The sequence below is a fragment of the Metabacillus halosaccharovorans genome, assembly GCF_002019635.1.
In the GTDB taxonomy this organism is placed as follows: Bacteria; Bacillota; Bacilli; order Bacillales; family Bacillaceae; genus Metabacillus; species Metabacillus halosaccharovorans.
The window spans coordinates 2,324,355-2,343,937 of the sequence record NZ_KV917371.1; the positions used below are offsets into that span (position 1 = coordinate 2,324,355).

At 35.2% G+C, this 19,583-nt stretch carries 18 protein-coding genes; 10 read left to right on the forward strand and 8 right to left on the reverse strand.

The genetic code is table 11. The annotated features are described in order from the left end of the window. The first annotated feature begins 22 nt into the window (after positions 1 to 22). Positions 23 to 1,189 (forward strand): tryptophan synthase subunit beta, encoded by a 1,167-nt coding sequence (gene trpB / locus BK577_RS11155; RefSeq protein ID WP_078432945.1) that lies wholly within the window; start codon positions 23 to 25, stop codon positions 1,187 to 1,189. 69 nt (positions 1,190 to 1,258) lie between these two features. On the opposite strand, the gene BK577_RS11160 is transcribed toward trpB, so the two are convergent. Further along, a complete protein-coding gene (locus BK577_RS11160; RefSeq protein WP_078432946.1) occupies positions 1,259 to 1,576 on the reverse strand; it encodes a winged helix-turn-helix transcriptional regulator in 318 nt (105 codons plus the stop codon). A 158-nt stretch (positions 1,577 to 1,734) separates the two neighbouring features. On the opposite strand from BK577_RS11160, the gene BK577_RS11165 reads away from it, so the two are divergent. From BK577_RS11165 to BK577_RS11190, 6 genes are all read left to right on the forward strand, one after another. Continuing rightward, positions 1,735 to 2,682: an aldo/keto reductase family protein gene (locus tag BK577_RS11165; RefSeq protein ID WP_078432947.1), complete on the forward strand. Its 948-nt coding sequence runs from the start codon at positions 1,735 to 1,737 to the stop codon at positions 2,680 to 2,682. 12 nt (positions 2,683 to 2,694) lie between these two features. Continuing rightward, positions 2,695 to 3,558: an NAD-dependent epimerase/dehydratase family protein gene (locus tag BK577_RS11170; RefSeq protein ID WP_078432948.1), complete on the forward strand. Its 864-nt coding sequence runs from the start codon at positions 2,695 to 2,697 to the stop codon at positions 3,556 to 3,558. A gap of 271 nt (positions 3,559 to 3,829) precedes the next feature. Further along, positions 3,830 to 4,720 carry a 50S ribosomal protein L11 methyltransferase gene (locus BK577_RS11175; protein WP_078432949.1) on the forward strand — a complete coding sequence of 297 codons (891 nt, stop codon included), beginning with the start codon at positions 3,830 to 3,832 and terminating at the stop codon, positions 4,718 to 4,720. 85 nt (positions 4,721 to 4,805) lie between these two features. Continuing rightward, on the forward strand, positions 4,806 to 5,735 hold the full coding sequence (locus tag BK577_RS11180; protein WP_078432950.1) for a manganese-dependent inorganic pyrophosphatase: 930 nt from the start codon (positions 4,806 to 4,808) through the stop codon (positions 5,733 to 5,735). Between the two features lie 155 nt (positions 5,736 to 5,890). Continuing rightward, a complete protein-coding gene (locus tag BK577_RS11185) occupies positions 5,891 to 6,463 on the forward strand; it encodes a TetR/AcrR family transcriptional regulator (RefSeq protein WP_169908220.1) in 573 nt (190 codons plus the stop codon). Positions 6,464 to 6,620: 157 nt separating this feature from the next. Then, positions 6,621 to 9,701, forward strand: a complete 3,081-nt coding sequence (locus tag BK577_RS11190; RefSeq protein WP_078432952.1) for an efflux RND transporter permease subunit — start codon at positions 6,621 to 6,623, stop codon at positions 9,699 to 9,701. Positions 9,702 to 9,890: 189 nt separating this feature from the next. On the opposite strand, the gene BK577_RS11195 is transcribed toward BK577_RS11190, so the two are convergent. The 4 genes from BK577_RS11195 to BK577_RS11210 form a co-directional block, all read right to left on the reverse strand. After that, on the reverse strand, positions 9,891 to 10,160 hold the full coding sequence (locus tag BK577_RS11195; protein WP_078433542.1) for a YkvA family protein: 270 nt from the start codon (positions 10,158 to 10,160) through the stop codon (positions 9,891 to 9,893). Positions 10,161 to 10,564: 404 nt separating this feature from the next. Beyond that, entirely contained in the window at positions 10,565 to 10,954 is a 390-nt protein-coding gene (locus BK577_RS11200; RefSeq protein WP_232230089.1) for a sporulation protein, read from the reverse strand. Then, complete coding sequence (locus BK577_RS11205; RefSeq protein WP_253958147.1) at positions 10,951 to 11,094, reverse strand: FbpB family small basic protein; 144 nt, start codon at positions 11,092 to 11,094, stop codon at positions 10,951 to 10,953. The genes BK577_RS11200 and BK577_RS11205 overlap by 4 nt, the downstream gene beginning before the upstream one ends. 285 nt (positions 11,095 to 11,379) lie before the next feature. Beyond that, positions 11,380 to 12,312 (reverse strand): LysM peptidoglycan-binding domain-containing protein, encoded by a 933-nt coding sequence (locus tag BK577_RS11210; protein WP_078432953.1) that lies wholly within the window; start codon positions 12,310 to 12,312, stop codon positions 11,380 to 11,382. 336 nt (positions 12,313 to 12,648) lie between these two features. Here BK577_RS11210 and BK577_RS26005 point away from each other — a divergent pair, with 336 nt between their 5' ends. Further along, a complete protein-coding gene (locus BK577_RS26005; RefSeq protein WP_169908222.1) occupies positions 12,649 to 12,822 on the forward strand; it encodes a hypothetical protein in 174 nt (57 codons plus the stop codon). A 72-nt stretch (positions 12,823 to 12,894) separates the two neighbouring features. Here the strand turns inward: BK577_RS26005 and BK577_RS11215 are convergent, their stop codons facing one another. From BK577_RS11215 to desA, 3 genes are all read right to left on the reverse strand, one after another. After that, a complete protein-coding gene (locus BK577_RS11215; RefSeq protein WP_078432954.1) occupies positions 12,895 to 13,494 on the reverse strand; it encodes a response regulator transcription factor in 600 nt (199 codons plus the stop codon). Between the two features lie 10 nt (positions 13,495 to 13,504). Further along, on the reverse strand, positions 13,505 to 14,617 hold the full coding sequence (locus tag BK577_RS11220; protein ID WP_078432955.1) for a sensor histidine kinase: 1,113 nt from the start codon (positions 14,615 to 14,617) through the stop codon (positions 13,505 to 13,507). Positions 14,618 to 14,756: 139 nt separating this feature from the next. Beyond that, on the reverse strand, positions 14,757 to 15,758 hold the full coding sequence (gene desA, locus BK577_RS11225; protein WP_078432956.1) for a Delta(5) desaturase DesA: 1,002 nt from the start codon (positions 15,756 to 15,758) through the stop codon (positions 14,757 to 14,759). A gap of 227 nt (positions 15,759 to 15,985) precedes the next feature. On the opposite strand from desA, the gene BK577_RS11230 reads away from it, so the two are divergent. Both BK577_RS11230 and BK577_RS11235 read left to right on the forward strand, forming a co-directional pair. Continuing rightward, entirely contained in the window at positions 15,986 to 17,749 is a 1,764-nt protein-coding gene (locus BK577_RS11230; protein WP_078432957.1) for a sensor histidine kinase, read from the forward strand. A gap of 235 nt (positions 17,750 to 17,984) precedes the next feature. Further along, positions 17,985 to 19,568 (forward strand): response regulator transcription factor, encoded by a 1,584-nt coding sequence (locus tag BK577_RS11235; protein ID WP_078433544.1) that lies wholly within the window; start codon positions 17,985 to 17,987, stop codon positions 19,566 to 19,568. Positions 19,569 to 19,583: the final 15 nt, after the last annotated feature.

The following is a 19,583-nucleotide window of genomic DNA, read 5'->3' on the forward strand; positions in this document are numbered from 1 at the left end:
TAGGCAAAGGGGAGAAGCATTAATGAGTAATCATACTATTGAAAAAGGCTATTTTGGTGAGTTTGGCGGTAGTTTTGTTCCTGATGATTTAAAAAATGTTTTAACCATACTAGATGAAAACTTTGAAAAGTATAAAAAAGACCCTGAGTTTATTCAAGAGTTTCAATACTATATGAAAGAATACATCGGGCGGGAAAACCCGCTTACATATGCTGAAAATCTCTCGAAGCAGGTAGGTGGAGCAAAAATATACTTAAAACGTGAAGATTTAAACCATACAGGGGCACATAAAATTAACAATGCAATTGGACAAATATTATTAGCAAAGCGGATGGGAGCAACAAGAATTATTGCAGAAACTGGTGCCGGACAGCATGGTGTTGCAACAGCAACTGCTTGTGCGATCGTTGGGGGTATGGATTGCACGATCTATATGGGGAAATTAGATACTGAACGACAAGCTTTAAATGTATTTCGTATGGAGCTTTTAGGTGCAAAGGTAGTTTCAGTCGATAAGGGGCAAGGTAGATTAAAAGATGCGGTAGATGCGGCCTTAAATGATTTAGTTGAAAACTATGAAAATACCTTTTATCTTTTAGGCTCTGCAGTTGGGCCACATCCTTTCCCAACGATGGTTAAGCATTTTCAATCCATCATTAGTGAAGAATCGAAAAAGCAGATTTTAGAGAAGGAAGGAAAGCTGCCGGCAGCCGTCATTGCATGTGCAGGTGGAGGCAGTAATGCCATCGGGGCATTTGCTCATTATATTAATGAACAAGCAGTACGATTAATTGGAGTGGAACCTGCAGAAGCTCCTTCATTAACAGAAGGGAAACCCGCTGTTATTCACGGTTTTAAATGCTTAACATTGCTTGACGAAAAGGGAGAACCAAAGCCTACTTATTCGATTGCAGCAGGACTGGATTACCCGGGGATTGGACCTGAACATAGCTATTTGAAAACAACAAACAGGGCTGAATATGTAACAGTAACAGGCGAGGAAGCTTTAGAAGCATTTCAAATTTTGTCAAAAGTAGAAGGCATTATTCCGGCACTTGAAAGCTCACATGCCGTTGCTTATGCTATGAAGCTGGCAAACCAACTGGGATCAGAAGACTCAATTATCGTAAATCTTTCAGGGCGCGGAGATAAGGATGTTGAACAGGTTTACAATATGTTGGAAAAGTAAAAAATTGTCAAATGAAAAAGGGTTCGAATCATCGAATCCTTTTTCTGCTAAGACCTATTTGTTACGGTTTTAACCCCAATGTGAACCCCACTTTTTCATTTCTTTAATCATAGGATGAAGAGAATGGCCTTTTTCTGTCAATGTATATTCCACAGTAACAGGTACTGTTGCAAATGTTTCTCTAGTTAAGACTTGATGATTTTCTAAATGACGAAGAGTATCTGTTAATGCCTTTGGACTGATTTTCGGTATAGCCCGTTGTAATTCACCAAATCGTTTTGTGCCATCAAAAAGCTGTTTAATGACAAGAAAAGACCATTTTCCACCAATAATATTCAGTGCTTTTTCAATTGAACATTCAATATGTAGTTCATTTACTTTTTCCATAGTACCCCCTTATAGTTACTATAAAAAGTATAGTAGATTACTTGTTTTTAATTATATCAACAAAATTTCAGTACTTGTATACAATCTTCAAAAAATTTATAATTTAAAAATGTAAACGTTTTCTGTTACTACATACATTATAAAGGGGATGGGTTTGAATGAAGTATAGACGTCTTGGTAGATCGGGGCTTAAAGTAAGTGAAGTTAGCTTGGGAAGCTGGCTAACATATGGAGCTTCTACGGAAAATGATAAAGCGATAAAAACAATTGAAACAGCGTATGATTTAGGAATTAATTCTTTTGACACAGCGAATGTTTATGCAAAAGGGGAATCTGAAAAAGTAGTTGGTGAGGCTCTAGGGAAGTATCGTCGTGATTCATACGTGTTGGCTACTAAGGTGTTTTGGCCGATGGGTGAAGGACCGAATGATCGGGGTCTATCAAGAAAGCATGTTTTTGAGCAACTGCATGCAAGTTTAAAAAGATTAAAAACAGATTATGTAGATATTTATTACTGTCACCGTTATGATCCAGAAACACCTGTTGATGAAACATTACGCACAATTGATGATTTGGTACGTCAAGGGAAAATTTTATATGCCGGTGTGAGTGAATGGACAGCACAGCAAATTCAAGAAGCTATTGGAACAGCTGATAAATATTTATTGGATAGAATTGTCGTTAACCAACCTAATTACAGTATGTTACATCGTTATATTGAGGATGAAGTTCTGCCAGTTAGTGAGCAACACGGAATTAGTCAAATTGTTTTCTCTCCATTAGCTCAAGGATTATTAACTGGAAAATACAGTTTAAGTAATCGTGCTCCTGAAGGAAGTCGTGCTACTGATCCGAAATCAAACATGCATATGAACAGGCTTTTAACAGATGAGGTTTTATCAAAGGTAGAAAAATTAGATGGGATTGCGAAGGAATTAGATATTAGTTTGTCACAATTAGCAATTGCTTGGATTCTTCGTTTACCGGGTATTGCAAGTACTTTGGTAGGGGCAACAAAACCTGAACAAATCATAGAAAATGCAAAAGGATCTGATGTGACAGTACCAGGTGATGTTCTTGCACAAATCGAGGAAATCTTAAAATAAGGAAGTGAATGAATGAAAAAAGTCGTTGTAACCGGTGGTAGCGGATTACTAGGATCATCCGTTATAAAGGAATTTCTTGATAATGGATATGAAGTCGTAAATGCAGATCGAACATATCCAACAGAACCTATATGTAAAACGGTCTTAGTAGATTTGCAAAATTTAGGAGAAGTGTATGGGGTATTAGCTGGAGCGGATGCTGTGGTTCATTTAGCAGCCATTCCAGTCGCATACTCGCATCCTAATGAAGTAACATTTAAAAACAATGTGATGTCTACTTATAATGTGTTGGAAGCAGCAGGAACATTGGGAGTCAAAAAAGCGGTCATTGCTTCAAGTGAGTCCTCATATGGTTTGGTGTTTCCGCTAAAGGAGCTTTCACCACAATATGTACCACTTGATGAGGATCATCCACAATTACCGGAAGATAGCTATGGGTTATCCAAAATTGTAAATGAACAAACAGCCGATATGATTCATCGAAGAACAGGTCTCCAAGTTGTTTCAATGAGACTTGGAAATATTATTGCTCCTCATATGTATAACAACTTTCCAAGTTTTATTCATGATCCTGAACAACGAAAGGTGATTATGTGGAGTTATATTGATGCAAGGGATGCAGCAACCGCTTTCCGACTAGCGATTGAAGCAGATGGGCTAGGCTCAGTTGCTCTAAATATTGCTGCAGATGAAACCAGCGTTAATATCGAAAGTCATCAGTTAATGGAAACGGTTTATCCTGCTGCAGAAATTAGAAGACCACTACAGGGTTATGAAACTTTGCTTTCAAATGAAAAGGCAAAGAAGCTATTAAATTGGCAGCCTAAACATAGATGGAGAGACTATGTGGACATTGAAAGAAATATTAATAGTTAGCCTAGCTCATCAGGAGCTAGGTTTTTTTGATTCTTACACAGAAATTGTCGAATGATGGATTTTGAGTAAAAGTTGATAGATTTTTCCTGAAAGTTGAAAGATTCTAAGTGAAAGTTAAAAGATTTTCCTTCATTGTTGAGAGATTCCGGCTTTTTAACTTACAGTAAACTAAGTGCAAGAAAAAATAAAATTTGCTATCCTCTTTCATTGTATATTAAACTGTGTATGGACAATTTGTAGTGAAGCACTACATGAAGAGAGGAATCGATGTATGTTACACGAATTTTCAATAAATGTACCTTTTAACGAGATTAATGAAGTCACTGATCTGCTTAATGCAGCAGGTATTTACAATCTATACTATGAATCACCTATTGAAATTATTAAGGTACAAAATGGCTATGGGTATGAGGAAAAAAAAGATCAGCTTGTTGAACTGAAAATTTATGCAAGTGATCAGGAGGTAGACCATCTACCCGAAGCATACTACCCTTTATTAGAAGCAACTCTTTCTATTTCTAGAGATGACATTACATATAAAACATACGATGAAACAAATTGGGAGCAATCCTATGAATTTGAGGACATTGATTTAGGAAATGGATGGATCATAAAGTATCCTAGCTCAGAACAGGAATACGATGACAAGCATGTATTGAAATTTGATCCGCTTGCGGCATTTGGTACAGGTCTACATGAAACAACACAAGGATGCTTACGTATGATTCTAAATAAGGATCTTACGGGTAAATCCGTTCTTGATCTTGGTACAGGCTCTGGTATGCTTGCAATTGCTGCATCTTTAAAAGGAGCAGATAAAGTTGTTGCAGTTGATTATGAGGAGGTTGCACGTGAACTTTACCATAATGCGCAGCTAAATGACTTAACAAATGATCTTCAGGTTGTTCAAGCTGATTTAATCACAGGAGATTATGAGATTAATGAAAACTATGATTTAATCTTGATTAATATCGGAGCGAATGAAACGATAAGCATTATTGAAAGACATAATCTTCTTAAAAATAGTGATGACTTTTTTATATCAGGGCTTGTGGAATGGCATCTTGATGACTTAATCAATGTATTCGCTAAAGGTGGCTTCTCTATTGAAGAAAAATCGCAAACAAATGAATGGGTTTCCATCCATTTTAAAAGAGATTAATACAATTTTTTCACAAATCCTAGTTAATTAAACCATAGTAGTTATGATATGATAGAGTATATTTCAATGTGTAAAGGAGTTAATTATGGAAAAAGTACTTGTTTTTGGTCACAAAAATCCTGATACAGATACAATCTGTTCTGCGATTGCATACGCTGAGTTAAAAAATAAAATCGGACAAAACGCTGAACCTGTACGTTTAGGGGAAGTAAGTGGTGAAACTCAATACGCGCTTGATTTCTTCAAAAAAGATGCTCCACGTTTAGTAGAGAAAGTAGCCGGAGAAGCAAGCGAAGTTATTTTAGTTGACCATAATGAGCGTCAACAGAGTGCTGAAGATATCGATGAAGTTCGTGTTCTTGAAGTAATTGATCATCACCGTATTGCAAACTTTGAAACAAGTGATCCTTTGTACTATCGTGCTGAACCAGTTGGTTGTACAGCAACAATTTTGAATAAGCTTTACAAAGAACATGGTGTAGAAATTGAAAAAGAAACAGCAGGATTAATGCTTTCAGCGATTATTTCTGATTCTTTATTATTCAAATCTCCAACATGTACTCAAGAAGACATCGATGCAGCTAAAGAATTAGCAGAAATAGCTGGTGTTGATGCTAATTCTTACGGCTTAGACATGTTAAAAGCCGGTGCTGATTTAAGTGATAAATCAGTTGAGCAATTAATCTCATTAGATGCAAAAGAATTCCAAATGGGTGCTAGCAAAGTCGAAATTGCACAAGTAAATGCTGTTGATACAAACGACGTTCTTGCAAATAAAGCAGATATTGAAGCAGCACTAAACAATGTTGTTTCAGAAAAAGGCTTAGACCTATTCTTATTTGTTGTAACGGACATTTTAACAAATGATTCAGTTGCTGTTGCAATCGGTCAACAAGCAGGCAAAGTAGAGCAGGCATTTAATGTATCGTTAGATAATAATCAAGCGACATTACAAGGTGTTGTATCACGTAAAAAACAAATTGTTCCTGTCTTAACAGAAGCATTCAGTAAATAATAATGTTAGAGCCACATTTCAATAAACTTGGAATGTGGCTTTTTATTGAGAAAAAGTATATAGATGTAAAAAAGTTCAGCACATTAGAAATTGAACTTTTGGGGATAGCATAATATAGTTGAATTGACCAATTGGTTTTGAGTGGAGGTTTCGTTTTGACAAGAGGGCAAGATCGAAAGGAAAAGATATTACTTGCAGCAAGTCAAGTATTTGGGAAAAAAGGATTTTATGATACAAAAATGATCGAAGTTGCTGAGCTGGCTGGCGTATCAAAGGGCACCATTTACTTATATTATTCTTCCAAGGATGAGTTATATATTGAGACACATGTGCATAGATTTCGTGGTTATCTTAAAATGATTGAAGAAAAAGTATCCAGATTTTCAACTTTGAAGGAAAAACTAATTTGTATTGCTGAAGAGCAGTTAGTTGTTTTTTATAATGATCGCCATACTCCTAATAAATACTTACAAGCATACAATAATGATCCAAAGATGATTCAAAGCTTACACGAATTTCTCGATCACTACCATGTCTATGTGACATCAGTTATGGAAGAAGAAAACATTGAAAACGCAAGTGAGCATGCTAAAGCATTTATAGGTATGCTTGAAAATTATAAACGTGATATTTTCTTTGATCAACATTATGATTACTCAAATCTGTTACAAACTGTTTTATTTGTAGTTGATCTCTTTATAAACGGGTGTAAAAGGAACGTTCCTTAATGAAAAAGAAGTTCCTTCTGCTTTAGTAGTACCCATTAGTCAGTAAGTGGTCCAGCTTAATAGAGGAATAACGGTATTCTTATCTAATTTTCAAGTACCCATTGGTCATATATGCAAAAAAGATAACTTAATATAAAGGAAAAGAGGAGAGTACTTTATGTTTGATACATTCATAAAACGCCCTAAGATTACGATTACTTTTTTACTATTATTAATTATTATCGGTGCATTAACTGCGTTACAATTACCGAAACGGGAAATTCCTGAGGTCTCGGTAAATGTGAGCACAATTACGACAGTTTACCCCGGGGCAAATCCAGAATTAGTTGAAAGATCGGTTACCAATCCCCTAGAAGAAAAACTTGAAGGTATCAAGGGTATAAGTAAAATTACATCTATTTCAGGATCAGGCATTTCTAATATTGTCCTTGAATTGGATGATAAGGAAGACCGTAATCAAATTTTGTCCGAGGTAAGGCAAAGTGTTGCTGATGTTAGTAAATCACTACCCGAGAATGTCATTACACCTGAGGTAAATTCAGATATTTCAGCAGGAACTCTATCCTCCTATCATTTATTAAGTGATGATAGACAACTTTTACAAAGTCAAACAGAGCTAATGATGAATTGGAAAAAGGATTTAGAAGAAATTGAGGGTGTTCGTAAGGTATCTTTCAAAGGACTTCCTGAGGAACAGTATGAACTAATTCTTGACTCCGATCAGATGAAAGAAATGGGAATCATTTTTCCAGACATTACAGAGGCAATCAACAATGAATTAAATATAACTCCATTAGGTAGTCAAGAACTGGAAGAAGGGAAAAAGCAGTTATTAATCGATCATATCAATACAATTGAAGAGGTTGAAAAAGTCTTTATTAAGGTAGATGAGGAGGGGGATGAAATTCTTGTTGGTGATATAGGTGTGTTAAAGCTTGTTCCAAAAGAAAAGCCGAACCTTGTTACCTTTCAAGATACTTCTGCCATATCTATGACAATTCATCAAGAACCAGGTGTTGATATCCCTTCACTTCATAATATGGTTGATGAAAAGGTAATGGAGCTTGCTAAAGATTTACCTAGTGAAATTAAGTTAGACGATTATTATACTCAAGATACAATTGTTGGAAAGATCTTTAATGACCTAGGCTTATCATTTTTAATATCTATTATTGTCGTTGTATTTGTTAGTGTGCTAGGACTAAGTGCAAATTCAGCCTTAATTGTTGCAATTGCTATCCCGACGTCTATTCTACTGGGATTAATTCCACTTCCTTATCTGGATGTAGACTTGAATCAGATCTCAATTATAGGCATGATTATAGCACTTGGAATTTTAGTAGATGACGGAATTGTCATTAGCGATAATATTAGGAGAAGGTACAATCTAGGTGATCGTCCATTGGAGGGAGCTTTACGCGGAGCAAAAGAGGTAAGAGTCTCTATTATCACGTCAACGCTTGCAGTTGTATTTACATTTCTTCCACTAACATTTATTGGTGGATCTAATGGAGCCTTCATTAGAGCTTTACCAACAGTACTTATAACAGCAATCATTGGATCAACGATCATTGCATTAACATTAGTTCCTATCTTCTTAGTTTGGAGACAGAAACTAGCTGAAAAAAAACCTGTGAAAGCTAAACAAAGAGAAGGTTTATTAGATAAACCATTACATTCAATTGCTGCCTGGTACAGCGAAAAGATTTTGAAGAAAATTGTTAAATTTCCACTGCGAGTCGGTATTCTTGTTCTAGCTTTCTGTACATTAGTATATGGATTAGTCCCATTTATCCCTGTAGTCTTTTTTCCAAGTGCAGATCGGGAAGAAGTAACTGTTTCAGTCACTTTACCTCCTGAAAAAACGTTAGAACAAACAGAAAATTATTTATCCGATATGAAAACATATTTGGAGAAAGAAGATTCAACCATTTATGAAGTTACTACGTTTGTTGGTACAGGAGAACCTGGTTTATTTGGAAGTGTTATGTCAAATCCAGGAGAAAATAGCGGTCAATTAGATCTTAGGGTAGACAAAGACTCCCAATCTGCTGAAGAAACCATTGAAAAGTGGGAGGATACATTAAGAGATAAGTATTCTGATGCGATTATTTCCATGTCCACAATTGAAGCAGGACCACCTGTTGGTGCACCAATTGCCATAACAGTCTCCGGAGATCAGTTACAAGAGCTGATGGATACTGTAGATAATATGAAAGAAGATCTTTCAAAGATTGAAGGCAATGGTGCCGTGATAGATGATGTGGGAAAATCACGTCCGACTGTTGTCTACACACCGAATCGAGAAGAAATGCAAAAACATGGAATTTCAACAAATGAAATTAGCCAACAAATTCGCTTATTAACTGATGGTGTTCCGATGGGTTCTTATGATGATGGGACACAAAGCAGAGACTTTTCCATAAGAATAGGTGGTGTAGAACAAGGTGAGGATATGAATCTTGAAGAGATAGAATTACCTTCAAAAGTCACTACCTTACAGGGTCCACCTGAGCTTGTTTCGTTATCAAATTTGATTACTGTAAATGAAGGGGAAGAGATTCAGTCTATTCCTCATAATGATGGCCAACGCACAGTTACAATTAGAACGTATCCAAATGAAGATCAAAAATCAGAGGTTGAAAAAGAAATCAACCAACTTGCGGAAGAGTATAAGTCCGAATCCATTTATGTGTCAGTTGGTGGGGAATCCTCTGCTCGAACCGACTTTTTCATAGAGGTTGGTAAGCTGTTTATTATTGTCGTGTTCCTGATTTATATACTAATGGTTGTTCAGTTTAATTCATTAAGAATTCCACTATTAATCATGAGTACAGTTTATTTGGCTATTTCTGGAGCAGTTATTGGGCTTTTTATTACACAAACAGGATTAGGCTTTATGGCAATGATGGGAATTGTCTCACTAGCTGGAATTGTTGTAAGAAATGCGACAGTTTTTATTGAGTTTATGGACCAAAGACTTAAAGAAGGAGCAGATTTAATTGATGCAGTTATTGAGTCAGGAGAGGCGAGGTTGAGACCTGTTCTATTAACAGCTGTGACTTCGATAGGAGCACTCATTCCGGTTGCATTAAGTGGTGATGTTTTATTCACACCACTAGCAATCTCTATTATTTCCGGGATTTTCTTTTCAACTATTTTCACATTGCTGTTCGTTCCTGCTTTTTATACTGTGATCAAGAGAAAAAAGGTTGGAGAGAAAATGGAAGCTGAATAAGGATTATAGATTCTACTACAATCAGGCGTGACATGCACGCCTGGTTTTATAGATGAGTGATGATGGACAAGTAGGGAAGAGAATGATAGCAGGAATGTTCTTCATACCGGAGATGATAGACATAAGGGAAGAGAGAACAAACAGAAACGTCCTTCATAGTGATATGAAGGACGTTTTTTTCATAACTAACTAGAGTTTATATTTCTCTTTCAATGACTCCGGAGCCAACTTAATCATCCAATCCAGCACAAATGTCGCAATCACAACATCATCCACAATTCCTAAAAATGAAATATAGTCAGGAATTAAATCAAATGGGAAGAAAACATATGTGAGAATGAGTAAAGTTCCCAATATCTTTTTATGAGATTCTACTTGTTTGGAGAAGAAGAACTCCTTTAAAAACGGAAGGAATCTCCAAAAAGTAATGATAAACTTAAGTCTCTTTAATCGTTTCATCAATATTAATCACCCCTTTATGGTTTGAACGATAAGCTTTGGATTGTAGTAACAAGACTTTGATGGAATCTTGGGGGATTTTTCACCTCTAATGTAAGTGAGGCAACAAGCTTTGTTTCGAAAATTGTTAATATTACGATTCCTATATAGTGAGACTTCCATCAGTGGGGTTATCTCCATCCCAACTGATGGTTAGCGAAACTTATCGGACCTTTATGGGCAGTTATCTCCCAACTTATCTTTTTTGCTTCAAGAATCTTCGTTAGGAGTTTTACTGCCCGTTAAGGTGGGGAAAATAGAGATTTTATATGCCTATGTGTCAATGCAAATCATTTCTCCTTGTTTATAATAGATGAAGAAGAAATGGATCCTACATCTTTCATCGTCCTTTCAAATAAATAATCTTATATGACCTGAATGATATCCTGGTCTTTACTTTCAACACCTTCATTAAAGGTAAGGCGGGTTTTAAATCGATATGAAATACTATCTGTTGAAGCAGGGATATCTTCTGGTAATTTAAAGGTGAAAGATACCTTGCTATCTTCTTCAGGGTTGATAAGCTTTGAAGATAAGATCGTAGCTGTATCAATGACTTTCTCTATATCTGTATTTCTATCAATTAAAACAAGATCACTATCAATCCTTTTTAATTGTTGCTCAATCGTTCCACCTTTAAGGTGAAAAAAACCGTTAATTAAATCACCGCGTTTATATGTGTCTTTTGGTAGAATTAGGTCAATCACAGCTGAACCAACACCTAAAAGGGACATATATTTCCTCAGTAACATCATTTATCTCCTCCAATATATTCGCTTTGTTTGACATATTTTTGTTCAAGGCGTTTTTCAATTTTATCTAGTTGATCTTTATCATTAAGAAGCTCTTCTTTGTTTTTCTTAATTAATTCTTCCATTGATAGTTTTTTTACCAATATAGTGATCTCCTTTATTCGTTATCCTATAGGTATAAAAGAAAAACCTTTACCGTCATGGTAAAGGTTTAGAAAACATAAAAGACCTTTACCAAATATAGTAAAGGTCTTGCTAACAACGTTATGGTTGCCAACGAAGCCGAGAGTGATTCACTCTGTAATGACGACTTTGTTGTTAAAGCTACTCCCCTTTAGGAGAACGACTTATTTAATTAAGTTAATCATAAAGTATTTAACTGTTATCGTCAATTGTTTTAATGTTACAGTTTTGTTACGATGTTAAGGTCATTTGACCTTAACTGTTTGTAATGCTTCAATCATTTTTGGAGTGATCCCTTCTGACTCCTCTTTGTTTAAATAATGAATCGTTATACGCATCCAAACACCATCTACTTTTTTCATGACAATATTCACTTGGGTTTTACTTGAGGTTCCATGCAGGAAAAATTCAGCATCTTGATAGAAGGGGTGTGAACTCGTTTTGGTTGGATATTCGGTTATCTTATAGTCCTTTAAGTATGCTCTTGAGTTTTCCCTTATCTCATTAATATTGGCATTTGCATCCAACACTTCAATTCTGGAAAAATATTCACCATTTTTGTCATAACTTATTATAAACCGTCTAGGTTCCTCAGCATCAAAGCTGTACCCTTCTTTAGGAGAAGCGCTGATCATGATTTCAGATGCATGGTAATTCGTTGGAGTGAAGGGTGTTGTCCCTGCTTGATCGACATTTAGAATTTGACCGACTTTGATCAAATCAGAGGTTAAATAGTTGCTGGTTTTTAATTCTTTCACTGTTAAACCATAATTGTTTGCAATACTGTATAAGGTGTCACCTTTTTTTACTGTAACGGTTGTAGGAATGATGAGCTTATCTCCTGCATAAATTGTATTTGAAGAAAGTTGGTTAAGGAATTTTAATTGTTGTACAGTAGTGTTATATTTTTTTGCAAAACTGTAGAGTGTATCACCTTTATTGATGGTAATCGTAGTTGGGATGGTTAATGTGTTACCAGTATAAATTAGTGAGGAAGAGAGGTTGTTAATTTGTTTTAATTGCGATACTGTCAATTCGTTTTTATCAGCAATACGATAAAGTGTATCACCCTTTTTTATCGTATATTGTGTCGAAGCCTCTGCACTGGAAATACCCCAAATTCCAGTTAAACCCAATGTTAAAGCTGCTAATTTTATTATACCTTTCGTTGTCTTCATATTGATCCCCCAATATTTATTCTATATACGGATGAGTTGGAAGAGTGAGGTCAATTTACATGTTCTTTTCAAGATGCCGTACTTAGTACATTAGACGAAATGAATGATCATATCGTTTCAAATGGATGAGCCTAATTTTTGGGGGCTTTAAATATGATGAAATTTGGAGCTTTTTGATGAATATTTTTGAGTCTTTTCAAGAGACTTTTGGGTTCTAGCGGTTTATAATAAATCATATAATCATTTTTACTTATAGATGATTGAAAACGAACATTGGTTGAAACACTTTATATTCGTTTCACACAAACCTATTTTAATAGAAAGGTGTGTCATAGAATGGAAGCTAATATAAAAAATCCAATTACTGTTGACTCAACAATATCATTAAAAGGAATTGTAAAAGCAATCTTTGATAATACCGTTCATATTCAGATTGGCGGGAAAATCATTACGATGCCAGTTGCAGATTTTAACCTATTAAAAGGGGAAACAAATAGCCAATCAAACTAAATGATTTCTTAATATAACGCAGCGAATGGTCTGAACCATAAACGCTGCGTTTTTCTGTTTTCAACTTATCTTTCATTTAAACCAACCTTTTTCCTTTGACTGGCTAATAGCCTCGATTCTATTTTTCACATTGAGCTTTTCTAAAATTGTAGAAATATAGTTTCGCACAGTGCCAGATTTAATGCTAAGTTGATCTGCAATTTCTTTTGTGTTCATTCCTTCTGCAACTAAGCCAAGTACCTCTTTTTCCCGTTCAGTTAGAGGGTTTTCTTCGCTATATAGATCATCCATTAACTCAGGAGCATAAATTCGTTTTCCGGCCATAATACTACGGATTGAATTGGCTAATTCTTCGCTTGGGCTATCTTTTAAAAGATACCCTTTCACACCTGCTTTTAATGCACGTTGAAAATAGCCGGAGCGGGAGAACGTTGTAAGGATAATGACTTTACAGTTTTTCTCCTTTAAATGTTCTGCAGCCTCTAGACCAGTCATGCCCGGCATCTCAATATCCATAATACAAATGTCCGGATTAAATTCTTCAACAAGAGTGAGTGCTTCTTTTCCATTCCCAGCTTTCCCTACGACTTCCATGTCTTCTTCTAAATTAAGTAAAGAACCTAAGGCGCCTAAAAGCATTTGTTGATCTTCAGCAATGATAATACGAATCATAAGTATCCTCCTAATCTGCTTGTTTGACGACATGTGGAACGGTTATGAAGAGTGATGTACCGTTATCTGTCGAAATGCTAAGGTATCCATTAACAAATTCGAGACGTTCTCTCATCCCTGCTAATCCGTTTCCTTTGGTAAAATCAGTGGATGTATTGCCAATTCCATCATCACTTATTTTTAATATAATTTCAGTTTGGGTTTGTTCTAATGAAATAAAGCAAGCTGATGCCTGACTATGTCTCACAACATTTGTAACAGCTTCCTTTAAGCACATGCTTAAAATGTTTTCTGTTAGTAGGGGTACATTTTTTGTTACCGATATATTCTCATCACAAACTAATTTAATTTGAGCAGCGTTTAAAATTTGTTTTACATGTGTCATTTCTTCTTTTAATCGAATCCCACGCATTTGTGAGACCATATTTCTAACCTCATTTAATGCTGTCCGTGCAGTTTGTTGAATGTCCTTCATTTCATTTTTTGCTTGTTCAGGGTCTTTATGGATAATTTTTCGAGCCAAATCACTTTTTAGTCCGATCATCGACAGTTTTTGTCCTAATGTATCGTGAAGATCACGAGCTATTCTTTGACGCTCCTCTAATATGACTAATTCAGAAATTCGTTTGTTGGCATCCTCTAATTTTTCTTGAAGATTGTCACGTACTTTTCGATTGTAAATACTGAAAGGTAAGAAGATCACACTTAGGCAGCTTATTAGAACAAAGGGTAATTGTCTTAATAATAACTCCTCATGTAAAACAATACTAAAGTTTATGGCTACTGCTGTTGCAACTAAGTGAATAATATAAAGCGTCAAAAAGTGTACACGGGCCTTTATATTTCCAATAAAATACGCAATATAAAAGGAAAAGTAGAAATAATTAAACAAGTACGAAGAAGTAAAGGAAATACCAATGAGAATGAGTGTTAATGCATATACCCTCCAGCTCTTAGAGAGGAAAGCGTAACGAAACGTAATAAAAAACATAATTGTTAGAGTAATACCGGCAATTATTTCAGCTGTTGAAGATGATTGGAAAATGAAATAAAAAGGTAAAATGCTTAAAAAAGCCCATATATATGGAGAAATGCCATTACTTTTTTGAATGATTCTCTTCATTTTTCGAACCTACTTTAAAGATTGATTTTAGTGATATTTTATCATATACATTTTTTTCATGCTTTAAGAGGATGACAACTTAGATTTTACTATCCAATTGAATAAGGATCGTAATGAGCTAAGAGTCATCCTCTTTAGGTTAATTATTTTGATAACTTCTTAAAGCGTTAAAGCCTACAAAGCGTTTGTTATGTGCATCCCATAATTTGAATTTTAGAGATTGTAAGCTGGTAGCCAACGTGATCGTAGGGACATTTTGTAATGGCTCTGTACGATTATGAACTTCCTCAAGCTTATAATTTGGTACTCTCGGGCTTAAATGATGAACATGGTGATACCCGATATTGCCTGATAACCATTGTAAAAGTTTTGGAAGCTTATAGTACGAGCTGCCTTCAACAGCTGCTAATACATATTCCCATTCCTCATTTTCTTCATAATAAGAATCTTCAAATGTATGTTGAACATAAAAGAGCCATATACCAAGTGAGCCTGAAACCATAAAGATCGGGATTTGTACTAAAAGAAACGGTACTGTCCCAAGTGCCCAGCAGAGGAAAACGATTAGAACTACTACTGAAACATTTGTTAAATACGTATTCAGGCGTTCATTTTTTCTAGCACCTTTTTTATTAAAACGGTTTTTAATTAAAAATTGATAAATCGGCCCAAGACCAAACATCACAAACGGATTACGATAAAGTCTGTAGCCTATTTTACGCCAAGTTGAGGAAGCGAGGTATTCATCGATTGTTAGCACCCATATATCGCCTGTCCCTCGTTTGTCAAGGTTACCACTTGTTGCATGATGGATCGAGTGATCATGCTGCCATTGACTATATGGAAATAATGTTAAGATGCCAGCAATCGTTCCCAGCACTTTGTTAGCAGTTCTATTTTTAAAGAATGAGTAGTGACAACAGTCATGGAAAATGATGAAAATCCGTACTAGGAATCCTCCCGCAATGACCGTAAACGCAAAGGTAAGGAGGTAAGATATTGTTAAACTTTGATACGCAAGTGTCCAAAGAATAAAAAACGGGCCAAGTGTTGTAATAAGTTGCCAAATACTAGCTTTCGTATTGGATTTTTCATAGGGAGCAACTTGCTTTCTTAAATTTCTTTGCAATTCTTTACTCATCTTTTTAATTCCCTTCATCGTTTGTACCTTAATTATATAGAGAAGATAAAAAATAGTGTAGACATAGGTGTCATAGGGACAGTATGACAAGTGTCATATATACATGAACGTGTCAGCATATATATTTTAGGTTTTTGCTTTATATAATATTCTCTTTTGGCTATTTAAAATTGAAAATGGAAGGTGTATATTACTAGTTAATAGAATGATAAATTTCAGGAGGAACTATGTTTTATTCGCTTAGGAATAGACTTTTTTTAATTTTTACTTTACTGTTAACGGTTCCATTCTTGCTTTTATCCATTATTATTCCTTCCTGGTTTACCTCGATCATAGAACAGCAAACAAAGGATTCAACTATTGAAATGATGGATCAATATTCTTTATACCTTGATTCCATTACAACCCAGGCGGAAGATCTCGGCAAACAAGTGCTGGTGGGACAGGCAACACAAGATTGGCTGAAGGCTGAAAAGGAGGAAGAAACAACAACTAATGCACAAAAGCTATTAATTAAAAACCAACTTAAAATGCAGTTATCATCCATGATGATAAACAATTCAAATAATATGTCCATTTCTATTTTTCTTAATGATGGGACCGGGACTTGGGGAAATATTCCTTCCCTTCAGAAAACTGAGTGGTACCAAGATTTTTTAGTAAACGATCAAAGGTGGATGAATACTCATATTGACTCCTTTCAACTCCATCAAGAAATGCGGGAAATAAACTTAAATGGCTATCTTATCCCTTTATTTGATATGAATATGCTGGAGTTATCAGGGATTATAAAGGTAAGTTTTCCATCTTCTTTACTAGAAACGGCGTTAAATAAAATTAAGCTTGGTGAAAATGGCAGAGTTTACTTATTGGATGGAGAGGGCGTTAATGTTTTGCCCGGAGAGGTTTATACTCCGAACGAGGTCTTAAATAAAAGTCTTGAGAATATCAAAAGCGGTATAGAAATGGGTTTAGTCGAAGTGAACCATCATGACGAGGAATACCTTGTTTTCTTTCAAAAACAAAAAATCGGTGATTGGATTTTAATAAGTGAAATAACGAAGTCAGAGTTATTTGCTAAAATCGATCAACTGCAAAAGAACTTACTCATCACAAGTGCCTTAATATTTCTGTTGACCATTCTAACCTCTTATTTATTGTCTTCTAATATTGTAAGTCCATTAGGGAAGTTAACAAAAGCAATGAAATTTGTAGAACGTGGGGATTTCAATGGAGCAAAGCGGGTGATGCCTTCCATAAAATCTCACCATCATGAAATTGGTTATGTGATAAAAGTCTTCGATCATACGATTGAGCAATTAAATCATTTAATCGAAACGGAGTATGAAGCAAACATTCGTAGAAAGGATGCAGAATACAAGGCATTATTATTACAAATAAATCCTCATTTTTTAAATAATACACTTGAAGTCATCGGTGGCTTAGCTGTTCAAGGAAAGAAGAAAGAAGTCATGAATGTAAGTATTTATTTAGGTCGTATGATGAGATACTCATTGAACACTCGAACAGATGTGGTGAAATTAGGTGAGGAAATTTCTTATATTCGAAGTTTTATAGAAATATTAAAGTTAAGATATGAGGGAACACTAACTTGCGAGATTGATGAACAAGAAGAAACTAAATCTATTCCCATTATTAAATTTATTATCCAACCTCTTGTTGAAAATGCAGTTAAGTATAGCTTTATCCACCATACTGTAGCCGACATTAAAATAAAAACAATGGTGCAACAGGGTCAATTAGTTATTGTCGTGGAAGATAAAGGGATCGGAATGTCAGATGAAGAGATAGCGAACATATGCCAAACTGTTAAAAATGATGGAAACGATTCTGCTTTAGATAGTGATGGTCATAGTATTGGGCTTAAAAATGTATTAGGGAGATTAAGTTTGTATTATGGAGCAGAATTTTCTTTTTCGATTGAGTCTGAAGTAGGACATGGAACAAAAATTACCTTATGTATAAAGTGAGACTTCCATCAGTGGAGGTTTACTTCATCCCCCACTGATGGTTAGCGAAACTTATCACGCTTAGAACGCCACGTCCTGTGGTTTTCGCCTGACTAGGACGTCCTGTCCTTCGTCGGATCTTTACGGGCAGTTATCTCTCGATTTTTCTACTCGGCTTCTATCAAATCTTGAAGTAGGGTAGGAGTCTTACTGACCGTTAAGAATGGGATAAAAGTAACTGAGGGGGCTATACATGATGAAAGTAGTGATTACTGATGATGAAATACAAATTCGTAAAGGGCTGAAGATGAAAGTGGATTGGGAAGAAGAAGGCTTTCAAATTGTTGGAGAAGCTTCCAATGGTAAAGAAACTCTTGATCTTTTAAATTCAATCGATGTTGATATTGTCATCACAGATGTGAGAATGCCGATCATGGATGGGATTGAATTTGCTAAACGAGCAAATCGTAAATTTCCACATGTAAAAGTTGTTGTTTTATCAGGTTATTCAGATTTTGAATATGTAAGATCCTCACTTGTAGAAGGTGTTAAGGATTATTTATTAAAGCCAGTTGCACCAGATGAATTGATCCATGCTCTATACAGAATTCGAAGTGAGCTTGAGGAAGAAAAGAGAAAAAAGCTTGAAACAGAGAAAATGAACAAATTAGTTCATAATCAGTTAGAAGAAATGAAACAACAATATCTTCTTCATTTAGCTAAAGAGGAATTATCTGAGCTAAAAGGTACACTTGAACGGCTACAACAATTACAGTTAAATGAGTTTACTAGTAAAGATGTAAATGTCCAGTTTTTCACAATCGAAATGAGAACAAAAGATCCTCAGCTGTTAAAAGAGCTATGGCTTCCATTTATGATGCTATGCAAGGAAATTGCCCGGGAATATGATAACACATACTGTTTTTATGATGCGAATTATACAAATATGCTTCACTTTATCCATCGTTTAGATTGTGATAAAGGTCAACAAACAACTTTTATCGTTGATAGAGTTCAAAAGCATGTAAAAAAGTACTTAAAGATAGAGACTGTAGTGGGAATCGGAAAGATTGTAACAGGACTAAAAGAATTTAAATCCGGCTATATATCTGCACTGCTTTCTTGGAGTCAGAGCAAACTCGGTACACATTCCCAGGTAATAGACGGAACAATCAATCAAGAACTGTATGAGTTTTCACTAGATGTTGAAAAGAGGTTGGTAAACTCAATAGAAAATATTAGTATACATGACTTCAAACATAATATGAAAGGAATCTTAGGGGAAACAAACAATCAATCGATGATGTCCTTTTCATTTGCAGCCAGCAGAGTACTGTTTTTATTAAGCTCTTTAGCTACTAAATATAATCTCGACACAAATGAGCGCCATCAACTTATTTGGAATTGTCAACAAAGTATTTGGCAACTAAACACACAACATACAGTGATCGACCAGCTAATTAAGCTGGCAGAACTCGTTATAAAGAAAATTCAAGATGCAAGGTGTTCTTCAAACGGATCTGAAATTGTTGAAAATGTTCGCGAGTATTTAAATAAGCATTATGCCAGCGAAATTTCATTAACGTCGTTATCAGAGCAATTTCATATAAATAGCGCGTATTTATCTGAGTTATTTAAACAACATGTCGGACAAAACTTCAGTGACTATTTAATACAGGTGAGAATGGAGAAAGCAAAAGAATTTTTATTAGACAGACAGCTGAAAATTATTGACGTTGCTTATTTAGTTGGTTTCTCTAATTCAGGTTATTTTAGTACGGTTTTCAAAAAGCATATTGGAAAAACACCTGCAGAATTTCGGAAAGAGATCACTAAATAATAGCTTAGGAAGGAA